At 46.7% G+C, this 19,254-nt stretch carries 16 protein-coding genes; 7 read left to right on the top strand and 9 right to left on the bottom strand.

Annotation, left to right across the window (positions count from 1 at the left end; genetic code table 11):
• Positions 1-91 precede the first annotated feature (91 nt).
• The 3 genes from BSQ33_RS10105 to priA form a co-directional block, all read right to left on the bottom strand.
• Positions 92-640, bottom strand: coding sequence for an SPOR domain-containing protein (locus tag BSQ33_RS10105; RefSeq protein WP_088134048.1), 549 nt, complete (start codon positions 638-640; stop codon positions 92-94).
• Between the two features lie 117 nt (positions 641-757).
• Positions 758-1,762, bottom strand: coding sequence for a DNA-binding transcriptional regulator CytR (gene cytR / locus BSQ33_RS10100; RefSeq protein ID WP_088134047.1), 1,005 nt, complete (start codon positions 1,760-1,762; stop codon positions 758-760).
• 249 nt (positions 1,763-2,011) lie between these two features.
• A complete protein-coding gene (gene priA / locus BSQ33_RS10095) occupies positions 2,012-4,216 on the bottom strand; it encodes a primosomal protein N' (protein WP_088134046.1) in 2,205 nt (734 codons plus the stop codon).
• Positions 4,217-4,465: 249 nt separating this feature from the next.
• Between priA and rpmE the strand changes: the two genes are divergently transcribed.
• Together rpmE and BSQ33_RS10085 are read left to right on the top strand one after the other, a co-directional pair.
• Positions 4,466-4,687 (top strand): 50S ribosomal protein L31, encoded by a 222-nt coding sequence (rpmE, locus tag BSQ33_RS10090; RefSeq protein ID WP_072960545.1) that lies wholly within the window; start codon positions 4,466-4,468, stop codon positions 4,685-4,687.
• 305 nt (positions 4,688-4,992) lie between these two features.
• Positions 4,993-6,270, top strand: coding sequence for a malic enzyme-like NAD(P)-binding protein (locus BSQ33_RS10085; RefSeq protein WP_088134045.1), 1,278 nt, complete (start codon positions 4,993-4,995; stop codon positions 6,268-6,270).
• Between the two features lie 87 nt (positions 6,271-6,357).
• On the opposite strand, the gene BSQ33_RS10080 is transcribed toward BSQ33_RS10085, so the two are convergent.
• Both BSQ33_RS10080 and metJ read right to left on the bottom strand, forming a co-directional pair.
• Positions 6,358-7,008, bottom strand: coding sequence for a glutathione S-transferase (locus tag BSQ33_RS10080; RefSeq protein WP_088134044.1), 651 nt, complete (start codon positions 7,006-7,008; stop codon positions 6,358-6,360).
• Between the two features lie 160 nt (positions 7,009-7,168).
• Complete coding sequence (metJ, locus tag BSQ33_RS10075) at positions 7,169-7,486, bottom strand: met regulon transcriptional regulator MetJ (protein WP_072960538.1); 318 nt, start codon at positions 7,484-7,486, stop codon at positions 7,169-7,171.
• 213 nt (positions 7,487-7,699) lie between these two features.
• Between metJ and BSQ33_RS10070 the strand changes: the two genes are divergently transcribed.
• The 3 genes from BSQ33_RS10070 (at position 7,700) to metF (ending at position 12,393) form a co-directional block, all read left to right on the top strand.
• Positions 7,700-8,866 carry an O-succinylhomoserine (thiol)-lyase gene (locus BSQ33_RS10070; RefSeq protein ID WP_088134043.1) on the top strand — a complete coding sequence of 389 codons (1,167 nt, stop codon included), beginning with the start codon at positions 7,700-7,702 and terminating at the stop codon, positions 8,864-8,866.
• On the top strand, positions 8,866-11,271 hold the full coding sequence (locus tag BSQ33_RS10065) for a bifunctional aspartate kinase/homoserine dehydrogenase II (protein ID WP_088134042.1): 2,406 nt from the start codon (positions 8,866-8,868) through the stop codon (positions 11,269-11,271). Before BSQ33_RS10070 ends, BSQ33_RS10065 begins: the two co-directional genes overlap by 1 nt.
• Before the next feature lie 231 nt (positions 11,272-11,502).
• Positions 11,503-12,393: a methylenetetrahydrofolate reductase gene (gene metF, locus BSQ33_RS10060; protein ID WP_088134041.1), complete on the top strand. Its 891-nt coding sequence runs from the start codon at positions 11,503-11,505 to the stop codon at positions 12,391-12,393.
• A gap of 115 nt (positions 12,394-12,508) precedes the next feature.
• Here metF and zapB read toward each other — a convergent pair whose 3' ends face one another.
• Entirely contained in the window at positions 12,509-12,751 is a 243-nt protein-coding gene (gene zapB / locus BSQ33_RS10055; protein WP_088134040.1) for a cell division protein ZapB, read from the bottom strand.
• A gap of 318 nt (positions 12,752-13,069) precedes the next feature.
• Here zapB and glpX point away from each other — a divergent pair, with 318 nt between their 5' ends.
• Positions 13,070-14,077 (top strand): class II fructose-bisphosphatase, encoded by a 1,008-nt coding sequence (gene glpX, locus BSQ33_RS10050; RefSeq protein WP_088134039.1) that lies wholly within the window; start codon positions 13,070-13,072, stop codon positions 14,075-14,077.
• Between the two features lie 145 nt (positions 14,078-14,222).
• On the opposite strand, the gene pfkA is transcribed toward glpX, so the two are convergent.
• Positions 14,223-15,185: a 6-phosphofructokinase gene (gene pfkA / locus BSQ33_RS10045; RefSeq protein WP_088134038.1), complete on the bottom strand. Its 963-nt coding sequence runs from the start codon at positions 15,183-15,185 to the stop codon at positions 14,223-14,225.
• Between the two features lie 538 nt (positions 15,186-15,723).
• Here pfkA and BSQ33_RS10040 point away from each other — a divergent pair.
• Positions 15,724-17,253, top strand: coding sequence for a M28 family metallopeptidase (locus tag BSQ33_RS10040; protein ID WP_088134037.1), 1,530 nt, complete (start codon positions 15,724-15,726; stop codon positions 17,251-17,253).
• 132 nt (positions 17,254-17,385) lie between these two features.
• Here BSQ33_RS10040 and fieF read toward each other — a convergent pair whose 3' ends face one another.
• Both fieF and BSQ33_RS10030 read right to left on the bottom strand, forming a co-directional pair.
• Positions 17,386-18,297, bottom strand: coding sequence for a CDF family cation-efflux transporter FieF (gene fieF / locus BSQ33_RS10035; protein WP_088134036.1), 912 nt, complete (start codon positions 18,295-18,297; stop codon positions 17,386-17,388).
• Between the two features lie 268 nt (positions 18,298-18,565).
• Complete coding sequence (locus BSQ33_RS10030; RefSeq protein ID WP_088134035.1) at positions 18,566-19,066, bottom strand: Spy/CpxP family protein refolding chaperone; 501 nt, start codon at positions 19,064-19,066, stop codon at positions 18,566-18,568.
• Between the last annotated feature and the right edge of the window lie 188 nt (positions 19,067-19,254).

Raw genomic sequence — 19,254 nt, 5'->3', positions numbered from 1 at the left:
AGCTTGTTTGAATTCAAGTCAAAAGGCGGGATATCGTCGTTATTTCCTCCGGAATGCTGTAACCAGCACCGGAGGATAGGGAGAAATGTGTCTATTGTTTCTCTTTCCAAATCGCGCAGGGTTCAATCTTCGCGCGCTGAAGTTTATGCCGATCGCGTTCAGCATCACGTTTAAATTTGTAAGGGCCGATCACCACGCGATACCAGCTACTATCTTCCCTCTTGCGGATTTTACTTTTAATGCCTTGAAAAGCGATGTCCAGTTTCCGCTTTTCTGCCTGAGCCATCGTCTTGTATGCACCACACTGCATTATGTACGGAATTTTTGATACTTTCAGCGCCTTCGGGGTGACCTCAATCTCACGCTGAGGCAAGGTATCGACATAATCCCACTTTTCAGTCGGAGGGGGAGGAAGGATCTTTTGCTTGTCATGCGTCGATTGTTTCACTTTGGGTTTCTGAACCACAGGTGCATGCTTGACTGACGGAGACGGCTGTACACTCAGTGTATACAAGCCATATCCAAACACAGCTACCACAATCACAGCAAGCGTACCACTCAACCAAGGGCGCTTCTTCGGTGTTTTACGCGCAGTTTTCTTTGCTGCACTACCCCGTTTCACATAGTCTTTATTAGCCACTAAATTATGCTTACCTTACAAACAATGACTGTATGTTAAAGAAGACCATTCGGAAGCACAACTCTGAGCACAATACACACCAGTATATTGCGGTTCACCAATGTCATCCACGAAGAGTCATCCGCGAGGAGCAGCCACACTTTCACGAATGACCAATTTTGTTTCGAGCAAACGAGAGCCAGCCCGAACATCGTGACCCCGAAGCACCTCTAACATCATCAGCATCGCCTGACGGCCAATTTCATACCGAGGCTGAGAGACTGTTGTTAACGGTGGATCACAATACTGAGCAAAGTTGATATCGTCGAAACCAACCACTGATAGATCCTGAGGCACTCTGACACCTAAGCGTTTGGCTTCTTGAATGGCACCGATAGCCATCATGTCATTGTGGCAGAAAACAGCCCCCGGAGGCTCAGACAGCCCGAGCAGGAGCCGAATCGCTTTCACACCCGCTTCAAAGCTGAAATCACCTTTGTAATGATAAGCAGGGTTCATCGTAATGCCGGCACGTCTTAAAGCCTGCATATAGCCCTGATGACGAAAATGACACAAAGCCGCTGAATCGGGGCCGGCAATCTCGCCAATCTTTTTATGCCCCATCTGAGTGAGATAATTGACTACTTCAAATGCAGACGTCAGATTATCAATATGGACGGTCGGTAATTCCAGCTCCGGTGCATATTCGCAAGCCATCACCATCGGTGGTAGATTTTTCTGCTCTGACTTACTGGCATCAAACGGTAAATCGGTGCCAAGCAGTAGCATACCGTCGGCTTGCTTGGTAAAGACCAGATTCACAAAAGAACTTTCACGTTTCTTCTGTTGGCCGCTATCCCCAAGTAACACTAAATAACCATGTTCGACAGCAGCATCCTCAATACCTCGGATAATTTCAGTGAAGTACGGATCACAGATATCAGGAACAATCGCAACAATCGTCTTTGATTCGTTACGTCTTAAATTTCGTGCCAGTGAATTCGGAGAGTATCCGGCTTCAAGAACTGCATCTTCAACCCGTTTTCTTGTCGTAGGCGACACTTTTTCGGGATTCATCAATGCCCTAGATACGGTCGCGGTTGACACTCCCGCTAGTTGAGCAACATCCTTCATTGTCGCCATACATAAAAACCCTCTTTCAAAATGGTATTTGCTATAAAACTAATTGATGCACATACTTTTGATATATCTATCAAGAGCTTGATGTATGCGCTTCCATAGTTTAAGCATTTCTACGAATAAAGTTACGTTCTATTTAACACTTCTTACATCATAAACGAGAAATAGATCACGATACATAGGTTTTATCTCGTGACAAAAATACCAATCCACGCCGATAAGCTTCTGAAAGACCGGATAGAAAACGAGGGGTTATGACAGATCATGTGGTTCAACATCGAGCGACCAACGAACTTTCCCTGCGAGTGGTAAACTTTGAATAACAGGTTTAGCACTCATCAACAGTTTTTGCATCACCGGCCGACTCATCGTTTGAAGCAATAACTGCCAACGATATTTCCCAGCTCGTTTCGCCATGGGTGCCGGAGATGGCCCTAAGACCGTACAGGTTGCATGATCAAACAACGGATGAACCTCCAACGTCTGCCTGACCTGTCTGAGAAAATCTTCCCCAAGCTCAGCTTGATTTGACTCGGCCTTAAATAAAGTCAAGTAACTAAAAGGAGGTAACAATGCCAGTTTCCGCTCATGTAACGCGCTCATGGCAAAGTGACGGTAATCCTTTTTAAGCAATGCCTGAAGTAAGCTATGCTCTGGATGATGCGTCTGAAGAATCACTTCACCGGGCTGGCTGGCGCGTCCGGCACGACCTGCAACCTGAATAAATAACTGTGCCAGTCGCTCCGATGCCCGAAAATCATGACTGTACAACGCACTGTCAACATCCAGCAATCCAACCAGTGTCACGCGTGGAAAATGATGGCCTTTTGCCAGCATCTGCGTCCCGATTAAAATATGATACTCCCCCCGATGAACGGCATTGAGAGCCGACTCCAGCGTGCCTTTTCTTCGGGTGCTGTCCCGGTCAATCCGAATGGTACGATATTGGGGGAAGAGCGCTGCCAGTTGTGTTTCCAACTGCTCAGTTCCGACACCAACCGTTGCCATCTGTGTCGAGCCACAATCCTGACATTGATGCATGACCGGACGCTGGGAACCACAATGGTGACAGCGAAGTTCCTGTGTGACCTGATGATAGGTATAACGTGCATCACAGCGCTGACAATGAGCAACCCAGCCGCATTCATGACACATCAGCACAGGGGCGTATCCCCGCCGATTGAGAAATAGCAAAACCTGATTCCCGACCTGTAAATGCTTTCTCATTTCAGCAATCAGTGGCGCTGACAATCCGCCTTCAAGATAAAGTCCTTTAACATCCAAAACCCGATTGGTTGCCGGAACCGCATCACCAGCCCGTTGTGTCAAAGTTAAATGGTGGTATTTACCACTGAGTGCATTCTGTAGGGTCTCAAGTGCAGGCGTCGCCGAGCCTAGTACAATCGGAATCTGCTCAAGGTTGGCGCGCATAACGGCGACATCCCGTGCATGATACCGTAAGCTATCTTGCTGTTTATATGAGGTATCATGTTCTTCATCAACAATGATGATTCCCAAATCAGAAAACGGTGTAAACAGCGCAGAACGTGTGCCAATGATCACTCCCGCATGACCATCGCGGGCAGACAACCATGCATTGAGTCTTTCCGTTTCATTGAGCCCGGAATGCATCACGACCACAGGCACCATAAAGCGTGAGCGAAAACGCTGAATCGTCTGTGGCGTTAAACCAATTTCGGGCACCAGAACCAAAGCTTGCTTTCCTTGCTTCAAGACCGGAGCAATCAAGTTCAGGTAAACTTCCGTTTTTCCCGAGCCAGTCACACCTTCCAATAAGTAGCAACCAAATTCGTGCTGGCTGTTGATTGTTGCAATCGCAACGGACTGTTCCATATTGAGTTGCGGCTTTTCATCTTCGTCTTCCAGTAACTGAGGCCACGGTTGACGATCTGGTTTTCTGTCAATCGCTTCAATCCACCCTTTGTCCTCAAGCGTGTTCAAGACCTGACGACTAATCTCTTCATCGATGAAGACTTGATGACTTTGTGTACCGTTTTCGAGCAAACGCAGCACCTTAGCCTGCTGAACGGCACGGCCAAGCCCCTGCATCAGCTTATCTCGTCCGGCCGATGTCAGGCTCCACTCTCGCAAAGTCGCAAAATCAGCGGCTTTCCCTTTTCTCAATGCCGCGGGTAACGCATTTGACAAGGTATCGCCGAGTGGATATTGATAATATTGACTGCACCAAGTAAAGAGTCGAAATAGACTGGCTGGCCAGATCGGCTGCTCATCCAACACAGAGCGAATCGGTTTCAGCACATCAGGACTCATCTCAGAGTCATCGCCAAGTGCGACCACAATACCAATCAATGTCTGTCGCCCAAACGGCACGGATACCCGCCCACCGATCACAGGCTGACAATGCGCTGGTATCAGATAGTCGAACTGCTTATCTAAAGGGACAGGTAATGCCACTCGGGCAATGGATGGATGCATATCACTGAACATCAGATGTAAAAATAATGGACAACAGTCTAATCGAAGCTATCGTGAAATTCGAGACAGCAATAAGAATGGTGAAAATAACAGCAAAACTAGTTGATCACCGCTCATGGATTCTTTAATATAGCGCGCCTTGATGATACGGAGCCCGTATCACAACCGATGTAAGACGATATGATTAACTGACATGTGGTGTCCGGCAACGATCCGGATAGCGACATGGCCCGATTTTGAGGTTCTCCCATGAAAACTGGTATCCATCCAGAATACAAAGTTGTAAGCGCAACATGTTCTTGCGGCAACGCTTTCGAATTCAAAACAACACTGAACAAAGATTCTCTGCACTTGGATGTTTGTGACAAATGTCACCCATTCTATACTGGTAAACAACGTATCGTTGATACCGGTGGTCGTGTAGATCGCTTCAACAAGCGTTTCGGTGCGCTTAGCAGCGGCAAAAAATAATCTCTCTTCGCTGAGAATTTCAAAAAGGACACCATTGCGTGTCCTTTTTATTTTCCCAAACGCCTATGATTTCCCCCGACGCAAGACACACCAAGCGATTCCTGACTCTCTATTGATAGACTGGCATCTTTGTGACATCAACGTGATTGTTGCATAAAACAGAATATATCAGCATAAACTCCTCCTACCTCTACATATTTATGCAATTTTTAAACACATAATACCATGAACGCCTAGGCAGCTTCCCAGACATCCATTAGAATACAGTTTCTTTCCCTATCAACATGACAACGAGACACGACCCTATGTCTGAAGACAACCACCAAGATTTAACTCCCGAACAAGCATTTCGCCAGAAAGCTTTGGATTATCACGCCATTCCAACCGCAGGAAAAATCGCGATCACACTCACCAAACCAGCCGACACGGCTACGGATCTCGCTTTAGCCTATAGTCCTGGTGTTGCCGAGCCTGTCCGTGAGATTGCGCAGGATGTCGATAATATTTACAAATATACAGCGAAAGGAAACACCGTCGCCGTTATCTCTAACGGGACAGCTATCCTTGGGTTAGGTAATCTAGGGCCGATGGCATCCAAACCAGTCATGGAAGGAAAAGCATTGCTTTTCAAACGATTCGCAGGTCTGGACTCGTTCGACATTCAAGTGAAACACCGTACCATTGATGAGTTCGTCGAGACGGTTGCAAATATTGCTGATACTTTTGGTGGCATTAATCTGGAAGATATCAAAGCACCGGATTGCTTTGATATCGAACGACGTCTTATCGAACGTTGTGACGTCCCCGTATTTCATGATGATCAACATGGTACAGCAATCGTCACTGCGGCAGGCATGCTCAATGCAATTGAGCTACAGGGAAAGGACCTGAAGGAGTGTACGATCGTTTGTCTGGGCGCTGGTGCAGCAGCCGTAGCCTGTATGGAACTGTTGATCAAATGCGGTGCCATGCGTGAGAAGATCTATATGCTGGACCGCAAAGGTGTGATTCACACCCGTCGTACAGATCTGAATGAGCACAAACAGTTATTTGCTAATAATACAGATAAGAGAACCTTAGAAGATGTCATTCAAGATGCTGACCTATTCCTTGGTGTTTCCGGCCCGAACCTCCTGCCACCGGAAGCATTAGCATTGATGGCTGAAAAACCAATCGTATTTGCTTGCTCAAACCCAGACCCAGAAATCAAACCAGAACTGGCTTACCAAGTCCGCAACGATTTAATCATGGGAACAGGGCGTTCTGACTACCCAAATCAGGTCAACAATGTTCTCTGCTTCCCGTTCATTTTCCGTGGCGCACTGGATATTCGAGCCAGCGAAATTAACGATGAAATGAAAATTGCAGCAGTTGAAGCGATCCGCCAACTTGCCAAAGAAGATGTGCCGGCAGAAGTGCTGACAGCAGCTGGTATCGACAGCCTCTCATTCGGTCCCGAGTACATTATTCCTAAACCGATGGATCCACGGCTGTTGCCACGAGTCGCCAGAGCTGTTGCGCAAGCCGCTGTTGATTCAGGCGTTGCTCGGATTTCAATGCCTGAAGGCTATATGCAAGATTAATCGAACAAACAGGCAGAACATCACAGATACAAAAAGAGGATACACGATGTGTATCCTCTTTTTATCACTTGCATTTAAATTTTTGATTCAATCAGGGATCTTTTGCAGTGCTTGCTGATAGCTCGCCAGTTGAACAACCTGTTGATGATAGCGTTGAATATTGGGATAGGCAGACAAATCCGCCCGCATATCAGCAAGCTGTAAGACCAGATGCATCTGAAAGTCGGCACCACTGAGCTGCTCTCCGGCAAACCATGAACGTTGCGCAAGCGTATCATCAATATAACGCAAGAAAGTAGAGACTCGAGGCTCAATCACTATCTGATCCATCTTGTTGAGAAAAGAACCTATCAATGGACGTAACAAAAATGGCAGTTTTTCTCTCGATTTGATAAAGATCAGCCGCATCACCAGCCACATCATGAAAGAACCTTCAGCGGCATGCAACCAATAGCGATAATCCAGTAAAGCTTGCCCTGATTCTGGCCGGAAACGGCGTTGGTGGTCATAGGTATCGAGCAGATACTCGATAATAGCGCCTGACTCGGCAATCGTGTGTTCGCCATCAACAATCATCGGAGACTTGCCTAACGGATGAACCGCCTTCAAAGATTCCGGGGCCCCCCAAGTCTTTGGGTCCCGGCTATAATGAACCACTTCATATTCGAGTTCGAGCGCTTCCAACAACCAAACCACACGTAATGCCCGAGATTGTTCAAGGTAGTGCACATAGATCATATCAGACGTCCCTTATCTGCAAAGGAAACAACCAACCTGATGTATTGTTTCCTTTGTTGAAGAAATTGATTTCATATTCTCTGAGGTTAAAGCAATACGTCCAAATCAGCCAGCATGACGGAAAACACTTTATCAACCTGAGAAGTCCGCCCCCTGTGAATTAATCATCATAAGATTCAAATTCAATACCCATTTCGGTCATGATTGCTTTTGCTTCAGTGGGAATATCATCCGGGCGATCTTTACGCAGATCTTCATCCGTCGGCAAAGGCTGACCAGTATATGCATGTAAAAACGCCTCACACAAAAGCTCACTATTTGTTGCATGACGTAAATTATTGATCTGGCGTCTTGTCCGTTCATCAGTCAATACTTTGAGAACTTTCAATGGGATAGAAACCGTAATTTTCTTGACCTGCTCGTTTTTCTTACCATGTTCAGCATAAGGACTTATGTATTCACCATTCCAATCAGCCATTGCTTCCCCTCATTGCCGGAATTCGTCATTATTATCAAAAAAAGTAGGTGTTAATTTTAGCTTTATTTACTGCTACAAGCAAAGACATATAGACGTCTAGAAGTATTGACGTCTTATTAAAAAATCAGTAAAGTGAGCAGCCATGTCCAATCCGTATCGACTGAGATCTACAGTCATGAACGACATCTGTCATCAAGTAGAAAGGAATCACATATGAGCACTCATAAACCTGCAACCATCGCCGTTCGAACGGGTATTGAGTCAGACACGCAGTACCATGCTGTCGTTCCACCGATTTACCTCTCAACGAATTATGGATTTCCGGCATTCGGTGAAGTCCCTCAGTACGATTATACCCGTTCCGGTAATCCGAACCGCGGACTGCTGGAACAAACACTTTACGAACTGGAAGGCGGTCAGGGCGCCGTGATAACCAACTGTGGTACATCAGCGCTTAATCTATGGGTTTCTGCCTTTATCGGCCCCGATGATCTCATCATCGCACCGAATGACTGCTATGGCGGCACATATCGTTTATTCAATTCCCGCGCCAATAAAGGTGACTTCCGAGTGTCATTCGTTGATCAATGCGACGATGCAGCGCTCGCGGAAGCTTTCGCCCAGAAACCGAAACTTATCTTGCTGGAAACACCATCCAACCCGCTCGTTCGCATCGTTGATATCAAAAAAATCTGTCAGCAGGCAAAACAGGTCGGTACTTTAGTCGCTGTTGATAATACCTTCCTGACCCCAGTCTACCAACAACCTTTATCGCTGGGTGCTGACTTTGTGATCCATTCGACGACAAAGTATATCAATGGCCACTCAGATGTGATTGGCGGTGTAATCATCAGCAAAACCGAAGCGCATGCTGAACAGCTTTCTTGGTGGGCAAACTGTATCGGCGCCTCCGGTACCCCATTCGATAGTTATATGACACTCAGAGGGCTGCGCACCTTGAGCGCAAGAATGCGCTGCCATGAAGAAAGCTCACTGAAGATTCTCACTTACTTGCAGTCTCAAGCACTGATTGGAACCATTTATCATCCGAGTTTACCCAACCATCCCGGTCATGACATTGCGAAAAAACAGCAAAGCGGATTTGGTTCGATGCTCAGCTTTGAGTTCGCGGGAAGCTATGAAGCGCTGCAACAATTTGTAAGCCGACTCAATCTGTTTTCATTAGCTGAGTCACTCGGTGGTGTCGAAAGTTTAATTTGTCATCCGGCAACAATGACCCATCGTGCGATGGGTGAGGAAGCGCTCAACAAGGCCGGTATTTCGCTCCAACTATTACGGCTCTCGGTCGGCTTAGAAGATGCCGATGACTTGATTGCCGATCTGGATCAATCCCTAAACTGGGTAAAGGAGAATTGTTGATGACCACCGTACGCCACCTCCATAAATTCGGAGGAAGTAGTCTGGCTGATCCGGCATGTTATCGCCGCGTTGCTCAAATTCTCAAAGAGTATTCGCAAAGTCACGATCTAGTTGTGGTTTCTGCAGCGGGCAAAACAACCAATCAACTCATTGCTTTTATTGAAAATCTCACCGTCGAGCCACAACAGGCCCAAGAAATTTTGGGGCAGATTCAACACTTTCAACACCAGTTGATTGCAGACTTGCTCGAAGGAGAAGCCGCTCAAGCACTGACAAACCGGCTGACGGATGAGTGCATGACCCTCGCAGAACTCCGTGCACCACTGGATGACGCTCAACAGGCGTTCGTATTGGCTCATGGTGAGATTTGGTCATCCCGTTTAATGGCCGCATTACTCAATCAGCAAGGATTAATGGCAATTGCACAAGACGCCAGAGCATTTTTACGCGCTCACCGAGAGACCCAACCGGAAATCGACCGTGCTCAGTCGTACCCGCTGCTGAAAGAAATTCTGGCTCAACACGGTCATCAACGGATCGTGATGACAGGCTTCATCGCTCAAGACGAAGCCGGAGAAACCGTTTTGCTGGGGCGTAATGGTTCCGATTACTCAGCAACCATTATTGGCGCACTGGCCGAAGTCGAGCGGGTGACCATTTGGAGTGATGTCGCCGGTGTATACAGTGCAGACCCGAGACTCGTCACTGATGCCTGCCTGCTGCCGCTGCTCCGTCTGGATGAAGCCAGCGAACTGGCTCGTCTCGCGGCCCCCGTCTTACACAGCCGGACATTACAGCCCGTGGCGCAAAGTGCGATTGATCTGCATCTCCGGTGTAGCTATGACCCAGAAGCCGGCTCAACTCATATTGAACGGGTACTTGCTTCAGGACGGGGTGCCAAAATCATCACGTCTCTGGATGAAGTCTTGCTGATTGAACTGAGTTTCTCACGCGGACATGATTTTCAACGCCAATACAAACAGGTGATAGAACAACTCAAGCGAGCCCAGCTCACACCGCTTGCTTATGATAAACAAGAAGACCAGTATCGCATCCAGCTTGCTTACACGGCTGAAATTGCTGCTGGCGCTTTGTCCTATTTGCAAGATGCCGCGATTGAAGCGGAGATTCGCCTCAAAGAAGGCTATTCACTGGTTGCTGCTGTGGGGGCTGGCGTGACCAAAAATGCCAACCACTGTTTCGGTTTTTATCAACAGCTCAAACAAGCTCCGATTGAATTTCTCTGTGAATCAGAGCTGAGTCTGGTCGCGATACTACGTCATACATCCATCGACACATTAGTCAACCAACTGCACAATCACCTTTTTCAGGCACAGAAACGTGTGGCACTCGCACTCTGCGGCAAAGGTAATATTGGCTCAAGTTGGCTCAAGCTCTTTGCGGAACAGAAAGCCGAACTGGAAAAGCGCCGGGGAATGAATTTTGAACTGGTGGCGATCATCGATAGTCAGACCTACTGGTTTGATGAACGGGGGATTGACCCAACACAGGTCGAACAGCATTTTCTTGAAGAATCCACGCCTAACGATGGTCAAGGATGGCTGCTCAAACTCGGGCAGATCCGCGGCTATGATGATGTCATTGTACTGGATGTGACTGCCAGTGCTGAACTCGCCGGGCAATATATTCAAATCGCAGAACAGGGAATGCACCTTATTTCTGCGAACAAGGTCGCAGGCTCATCAAGCAGCGAATACTACTATCAGGTCAAAGACTCTTTTGCAAAGATCAGCCGTCACTGGTTCTACAATGCAACGGTCGGGGCTGGTCTGCCAATCAACCATACGGTGAGAGATCTGCGGGAAAGCGGAGATGAGATTGTCGCTCTGTCCGGGATTTTCTCAGGAACATTGTCTTGGTTATTCCAACAATATGACGGGACGGTTCCATTTAGTGAATTGGTTGATCTGGCTTGGCAACAAGGCTTAACCGAACCCGATCCGAGAAATGATTTAGATGGCTCCGACGTGATGAGAAAATTGGTCATTCTGGCGCGGGAGTCCGGTCTGGATATTGAACCCAATCAAGTCACTGTCGAATCACTGGTACCGGAAGAACTACAATGCCTCTCTTTGGATGACTTTCTTGACCAAAGTGCTCAACTCGACATTCAGCTTGCTGAACGGCTGGCAAAAGCACAGAGAGAGGATAAAGTGCTGCGTTATGTCGCTCGTTTGGAGAAATCAGGAAAGGCCTCCGTCGGAGTAGAAGCCTTACATCGGGAGCATCCATTAGCCAATCTTCTGCCGTGCGACAATATCTTTGCCATCGAAAGTAAATGGTATAAAGACAATCCTTTAGTGATTCGCGGTCCGGGTGCCGGGCGAGACGTCACTGCGGGGGCGATCCAGTCAGATATTAATCTACTTTCCAGCTTGTTATAACAAATCCATTCTCGATCACATATTTCATCGTTCAGGAGCCGAAAGGCTCCTGATTTGTTTCTAAACTAAATGAGTTGAGACACAAATAGATGTGAAAACCTTCATATCAACATGAATAATATTCATACTTATATTGTTGACATTAAAAACAATTCAATAGAATATCTAGACATATAGACGTCTAAACGTCGATTTGGATTCGATTAACCATCATTCACGGAGAGAGAAAAGATGGGATACTCATATGCTGGACATATTGATGCACTGAATCAGAACATTAGTGAATTATCCGGGGACCTTAATGTCTCTTTTGAGTTTTTCCCACCCAGTACTCCGCAAATGGAAGAAACGCTCTGGAACTCCGTTCATCGCTTGAAAACCTTACAGCCCAAATTTGTCTCGGTTACCTACGGAGCGAATTCCGGAGAGCGGGACAGAACCCATACCATTATTAAAGAAATTAAATCCCAGACTGGATTAGTAGCAGCACCTCACCTCACTTGTATTGATGCCAGTCGCGAAGAGTTGAGTCAGATTGCCGATGACTACTGGAACAACGGCATCAAGAACATAGTTGCGCTCCGGGGTGACATTCCTCCGGGCAGAGGTAAACCGGAAATGTACGCTTCTGATTTGGTGGCCTTACTCAAATCCCGGCATGACTTTGATATTTCTGTCGCAGCCTTTCCTGAAGTTCATCCTGAAGCCAAGAGTGCTCAGGCTGATTTGCTGAATCTCAAACGTAAAGCGGATGCGGGCGCGAACCGTGCCATCACTCAGTTTTTCTTTGATGTTGAATGTTATCTGCGATTTCGGGACCGCTGTGTCAGCGCTGGTATCGAGGTCGAAATCGTACCGGGCATACTCCCAGTATCCAACTTTAATCAGGCATCTCGCTTTGCCGCACAGAACCATGTCAAAGTACCGGGATGGATGAGTAAACAATTCGACGGATTAGACAATGACCCCGTGACGCGCCAGCTTGTCGGTGCGAGCCAAGCCATCGACATGGTCCGGATACTCTGTCGTGAAGGCGTGAAAGACTTCCATTTTTATACACTGAACCGGGCAGAGATGACCTATGCACTATGCCATACGCTGGGCATCCGGCCACAAGCATAAATCGTATATGGGCGCTCTCATGAAAAATGCCGACAGACATGTCGGCATTTTTCATATCGTGTTTGTGAGATAGAAAGCTTGGACCAGATCGCTTTGATATAGAAAGCCTCGCGACTTACTCCATCTCTTCCATCTTACCAAGTAAATTGCGAATACGTTCCTGCCATGCAGTCTGCTCTTGCTGCATGTCCTGTACGCGCTGTTCCAGTTCATCACGACTCGTTTTCATCTGAGTCGCTTCTTCAATCAATTTCTGTTTTTCTTCTTTTAATTCTTCAACTTCCATTTGAAGGAGTGTGATTGTATCAACGGCAGTTTGAATTTTGGCTTCTAATTTTTCTAACACTTCAAAAGACATGCTTATACCCTTTACGATTCTGCGCTTGCAATGATGATTGTACCTAGTTGTTCATTCTACTCAGCCATGGCTGGAGAAACACGCTCTATATTGAATATTTTCACTATTCGATTAAAAAACCGACGTCAATTGACACAATTCTTACTTTTGTTGTTCTTCGTGGCGGGTTTCATCACACTTGAGCACTAAAATACGGTTGAAGATCTGAGGATCGCTTGATCAAGTGCAATTATCCATAAGCATTTCAGCAAACGTTTTCGTCGGGATATGCTAAAATTCGACGCAAATTTCTCAGTTTTCCGTCAAGATGGAGTTCACATGAAACGTGATTTAGCAATGGCCTTTTCCCGAGTGACCGAAGGTGCAGCTTTAGCCGGGTATAAATGGCTTGGGCGCGGTGATAAAAATGCAGCGGATGGTGCTGCTGTCGAAGTCATGCGAAGCCTGTTGAATAAAACAGAAATCACGGGTGAGATAGTGATTGGCGAAGGGGAAATAGATGATGCCCCGATGCTCTATATTGGCGAAAAGGTTGGGTTGGGCGGCGATGAAGTCGATATCGCTGTCGATCCAATAGAAGGAACTCGCATGACCGCCATGGGACAGTCTAACGCGCTCTCTGTATTGGCGGCTGCGGAGAAAGGGAGCTTTTTGAAAGCACCCGATATGTACATGGAAAAATTGGTTGTCGGCCCGGGAGCCAAAGGATGTATCGATCTCAATCAACCCCTCAAACAGAATCTCGAACATGTCGCACAAGCACTAGGTAAATCACTGGATACACTGGTCGTGATTACATTGGCGAAGCCTCGTCACGATCAAATCATTGCCGAGATGCAACAGTGGGGCGTCCGCGTCTTTGCCGTTCCCGACGGTGACGTAGCCGCTTCAATTTTAACCTGTATGCCCAATAGTGAAGTGGATGTGATGTATTGTATCGGTGGCGCACCGGAAGGTGTGGTCTCTGCTGCCGTGATTCGTGCGCTAGACGGTGATATGCATGGCCGCCTTCTGCCTCGTCACGAAGTCAAGGGGGATAGCGATGAAAACCGACAGATCGGTCAGCAAGAGATCGAACGTTGTCAGATCATGGGCGTAGAAGCCGGTAAAGTGCTGAAGATGGAAGACATGGTCCGCAGTGATAATGTGATTTTCTCAGCAACAGGCATCACCAAAGGTGACTTGCTCGATGGTGTTACGCGTCAAGGTAATATTGCCGTCACTGAAACGCTGCTCATTCGCGGTAAGTGCCGGACGATCCGTCGGATTCAATCCACGCATTACCTGAACAGAAAAGATCCGGAAGAACGGATGTGGATCGTCTGATATAAGTGACAGCCCTCTCGATGCTACATATTGGGAGGCGCTTGTCAGCACAGACACAGTCCTAAAAAAAATCACTTTACTTAATATCCAATACAAAAAAAGACCGCTCTCTGCGGTCTTTATTAATATGTGCTACGAAAAAACCTTAAAACAGTTCTTCAGCAACTTTGTATAGATCTTGGCGAACAGGACGCTTCAAATTCTCGATCGCATCGATGATGTCGTGGTGAACCAGATCTTCTTTCTGAATACCGACACAACGACCACCATGACCTTCCAGCAGAAGGTGAACCGCGTAGTTCCCCATCCGAGACGCTAAAACCCGATCAAATGCTGTCGGACGACCACCACGCTGAATGTGACCAAGCACAGTCGCTCGTGTTTCACGTTTCGTTGCTTCTTCAATCTTCTTCGCCAGAACATTGGCATCCATCATCAGCTCAGTCAGCGCAATAATGGCATGTTTCTTCCCTTTCGCGATGCCATCTTTCAGATTGGAAATCAACTCATCCATATTCAATCCCGTCTCCGGGGTAATAATATATTCACATCCACCAGCAATCGCTGACATCAGTGTTAAATCACCACAATGACGTCCCATGATTTCAACAATAGAAATCCGTTGGTGAGATGATGAAGTATCACGCAAGCGGTCGATCGCATCAATCACGGTATTCAAAGCTGTCAAATAACCGATGGTATAATCGGTACCGGCGATATCATTATCAATGGTGCCCGGCAGACCGATACATGGATATCCCATTTCTGTCAGCTTCTTCGCACCCATATAAGAACCATCACCACCGATCACAACCAGAGCTTCGATACCATGCTTTTGTAGGTTCTCAATCGCTTTTTCACGAACGTGAACCTCTTTAAATTCAGGGAAACGCGCTGACCCCAGAAATGTGCCACCCCGGTTAATCACGTCCGAAACACTCGAACGATCTAACTGGACGATCCGGTCTTCATAAAGCCCCAGATAGCCATCATAGATGCCAAAAACTTCTAAACCAGCGCCTAATGCAGTGCGTACAACGCCACGAATCGCAGCGTTCATCCCTGGAGCATCACCGCCACTTGTTAATATCCCGATCTTTTTAATCATGCTCACCCTCTAAAATATTGGGAATGTCATTCTAATAGATAGTTGTATCCGGTTGTTGATGTCAAAACAAACCGATCTTCTCAGCACATCATGTCACTTTTTTTGCAATGTTACCCGATCTTTTTTTGCACCGAAGATTAAGTGTTCATATTGTGAATGAGTATTGCAACTTTGTCATTACTCTTTGTTGATTCACATCAGGGTATAGTTTTTTTCTTATGCGAATCAACAATAGTAAAGGGCAATATTGAATACAAAATAGTCTAAAAAATTGCACTCCCCCGACTCTTACAATAAGCAGTCTCGATGGCAACAAGAAATACGGACGGCTGTCACACATTCACAATTTTACACAAATATAAACAATATAAATATTTATTAACATTCTTATGCTCACTGTTGTTTACATTCTGATTATGAATTAATTTGCATTGATTCATTCCCTTATCTTGCTTGGGTTTGCTAGTTTAGTAACGCTGGCCTTTAACGCCTTTTTACCACTCAGATCAAGAGCCTACGATAGGGAGATCAGAACAATATGAAATACACAAAAACCGGTCTGGCGGTCATACTGACACTGTTCAGTACATCACTGCTCGCGGCAGAAGACTCGCAGACTGACGCCAACAAAGTCTGGATATCGATAGGTGCAGATGCAAAAGGCACGTTGCTGGAATCCGTCACTCAACCGATTCAGGCTCAGTCTGTGGTCGATAATCCACTTGTCTGGGTTGGACAGGTTGATCCACAGGATTTGGCCGAGCTATCGCACAACATGCATGAAGAACATCACCGCTGCGGTGGTTATATTGTTCATGATTCTAAGCAAAGTGCGGTTGAAGCGAGCCGGGTGCCATTAACCAGCAGTTCATTTGCTGCGGTTGGCATTGGTCAGCAAGATATTGTCAAACCGTTGATTCCATTGATCAGCGCGAATCAAATTACGGATACAATCACTAGCTTATCGGACTTTACGAATCGCTTCTATACGACCCTCAGCGGCGCACAGGCTTCGAACTGGATTGCCAGTGAATGGCGGGATTTATCCGCTTCATGGCGCAATGCTTCCGTGCAACAAGTCAGCCACTCCGGTTATCAGCAGAAATCCGTCATTCTCACCATTCGAGGGACGGAAAAACCCGACGAAATTGTTGTGATTGGCGGTCACTTGGATTCCACGATTGGTTCAAGAACCAACGCTCAGAGTGTTGCCCCCGGGGCGGATGATGATGCATCGGGCATCGCGAGTGTGACTGAAATCATCAGGGTACTGGCAGAAAACAACTTTAAACCGAAACGAACAGTTGCTTTCATGGCTTATGCAGCAGAAGAAGTCGGGTTACGCGGCTCTCAAGATATCGCCAGCCAATATAAGAATGAAGGCAAAAACGTACTTTCCGCCCTTCAGTTGGACATGACAAACTACCCCGGTTCTGCTGAAGACATTGTCTTCATGACCGACTATACCGATAGCAATCTGAATTCATTTCTGGCAAAACTGCTGGATGAGTATCTCCCAAATCTGAAATATGGCTTTGACCGATGCGGTTATGGCTGCTCGGATCATGCATCGTGGCATGGTGCCGGATATCCTGCATCAATGCCTTTTGAAGCCCGATTCTCTGAATACAATCCGCATATTCATACCTCACGGGATACACTCTCCAATTCTGATCGCGAAGGAAAACACGCGCAAAAATTTGCTCGGCTCGGCCTCGCCTACATTGTCGAAATGGCAAACTCAACGGTAGCAGATCAACAGGAACCGGTGTTGAAGGTTGGCAAACCACTGACCGGATTAAGTGGTCAGGCATCAGGTCAAAGCTGGTATACATTCGAACTGCCTGAATCTCGTTCTTTTAAGATCTCGATGTCGGGAGGCCGGGGGGATGCCGATCTTTATGTGAAGTATGGCGCGAAAGCGGGAACCCGTTCTTATGACTGTCGTCCTTACAAATCGGGAAATAACGAGTCATGCTCGTTTGATCGTGCCGCTGCGGGCACTTACTCAATCATGCTACGCGGTTATTCTGACTACTCTGGCGTCACGCTAGAAGCGAAGTTCTGATATAAGAAAGAGCGTCACGGATAACCTGAAATACCATTTTCAGGTTATCCGTTGTATTCAAATCACTGGTGCTGATACCACGTAAACCATCATCCGAATCAGAACCAATCGTCAGTCAAGTATTGACCGTCCTCACGACCATTCTGCCATTTTCTGCTCATATTCTGATTGTAGAATCACAGAATAAGGGTCTTGGTGAACCAGCACATCAGAACCGGGAAACTCCGCCAGCAATAGCGCTTCAACCTGATCAGAAATCTCATGTGCCTGAATCAACGGTAAATGATCATCTAGCTCCAGATGAAGCTGAATAAAACGCACCGGTCCCGACATTCGCGTCCGTAAACCATGAATCCCTAAAACGCCCTCAACCGATAAACTCAACTGACGGATGTGACTGATTTCTTCATCCGGCAGTTTGCGATCCAATAACGTCTGAATCGCTTCATGAATAATCTGGTACGCGCTATATAAAATATAAATCCCGATCCCGACGGCGAAGATTGCATCGGCTTGGGTCACCCCTTTCCAACTCATCGCTAATGCGATCATAATTGCAATGTTCATCCATAAATCAGACTGATAGTGCAAAGAGTCCGCTGCAATCGCCTGACTCCCGGTTTTTTTCACCACATACTTCTGATACCGAACCAACAGGAAGGTCACCACGATAGCCAGCGCACTCACGTAGATCCCCAGCTCCGGTGTTTGTAGCGGCTGAGGACGGAAGAAACGGTCAACCCCGTTCAGAAACAAGAAGCAGGCCGATCCCGAAATAAACATCGCTTGTGCCAGTGCAGCGAGAGATTCTGCTTTCCCATGACCAAATGTATGTTCCCGATCTGCCGGCTGAAGTGCATAGCGGACCACCCACAGGTTAACCACCGATGCGGCAATATCGAGCAAAGAGTCAATCACCGACGCAAGTAAGCTGACTGAACCGGTATGCCACCAAGCAAACATTTTAATGATCAGCAACGTAACCGCGACAATGGTCGCACTCCATGCTGCTGATTTCACTAAGCGAATATAATTTGAGTGCATCAAAAACTCTGAATGAATGTCATCAATAATGGTTAACTATATAACGAAATCAGCGCTATTGCAGGTGATTTATTTATCACCCATAAATATAATTATCTGATTTTAAACATGAAAATGATAATAATTATTGATCATGTAAACAAGAAAGAGGTGCATCCCTGTCACCCCTTTCGTCACCAACGCCATATGACTTCACAGACATTATTTTATTTCACGGACATCTTGCTTTCACCATACTCAACATTCCCTCAAAAACGCCAATGCGCTTCTACCATTGGTTCATCATGATGCGAGGACCACCGCCTTGACCCTGTCCTGCCATACGACCGAATGATCTTTCTTGAAACATCTTCCGCCATTGTTTTTGTTGCTCGGGGGTCAAAATATTCAACATCTCATGCCGTTGGCGCATCATCTCTACGCGCCGGTCAATGCGCACGTTTTCCATTTTGCCAGCCAATGTCTGAGCGGCTTTCTCATCAAAACTTTTTGCCAGTAAAATAGGCGTCATCTCTTGATGATAATTTTGCATCCGAGTCTGCCTTTGCTCCCAATGCTTTTGTCGGAGTGCTGTCAGTTGATTTTGCTGCTCTGGCGTCAGGTTGAGTGTCCGAAACATCCCACGGTGATCATAACGCTGACATTCGGAACATTGATTCCCCCATTGACCACCGCCATGATGGTTCTGATATCCGGCAAAAACATTCATACTGCCGAGCGTGAACGGGAGCACAACAGCAGCCAATATTACTTTTGTTAAAGTGTTCATCTCTGTTACCTCTTGGTGGGTAGACTGATCGACATCAGCCTTTCGTGTATCTGTAAATTAAGCTTACATTCTGTAAGGTCAACGGGTGTATAGCGTAGGTAAAAGAGTGTAAATGAGGGACCAAACGATCTTTATCCGTGAAATTTAAAGGTAAACTATTGGTAAGCTCACCGGCTGACAAAGATACA

This window comes from Vibrio gazogenes, from assembly GCF_002196515.1.
GTDB lineage: Bacteria > Pseudomonadota > Gammaproteobacteria > Enterobacterales > Vibrionaceae > Vibrio > Vibrio gazogenes_A.
This window is presented reverse-complemented; position numbering and strand designations above follow the sequence as displayed.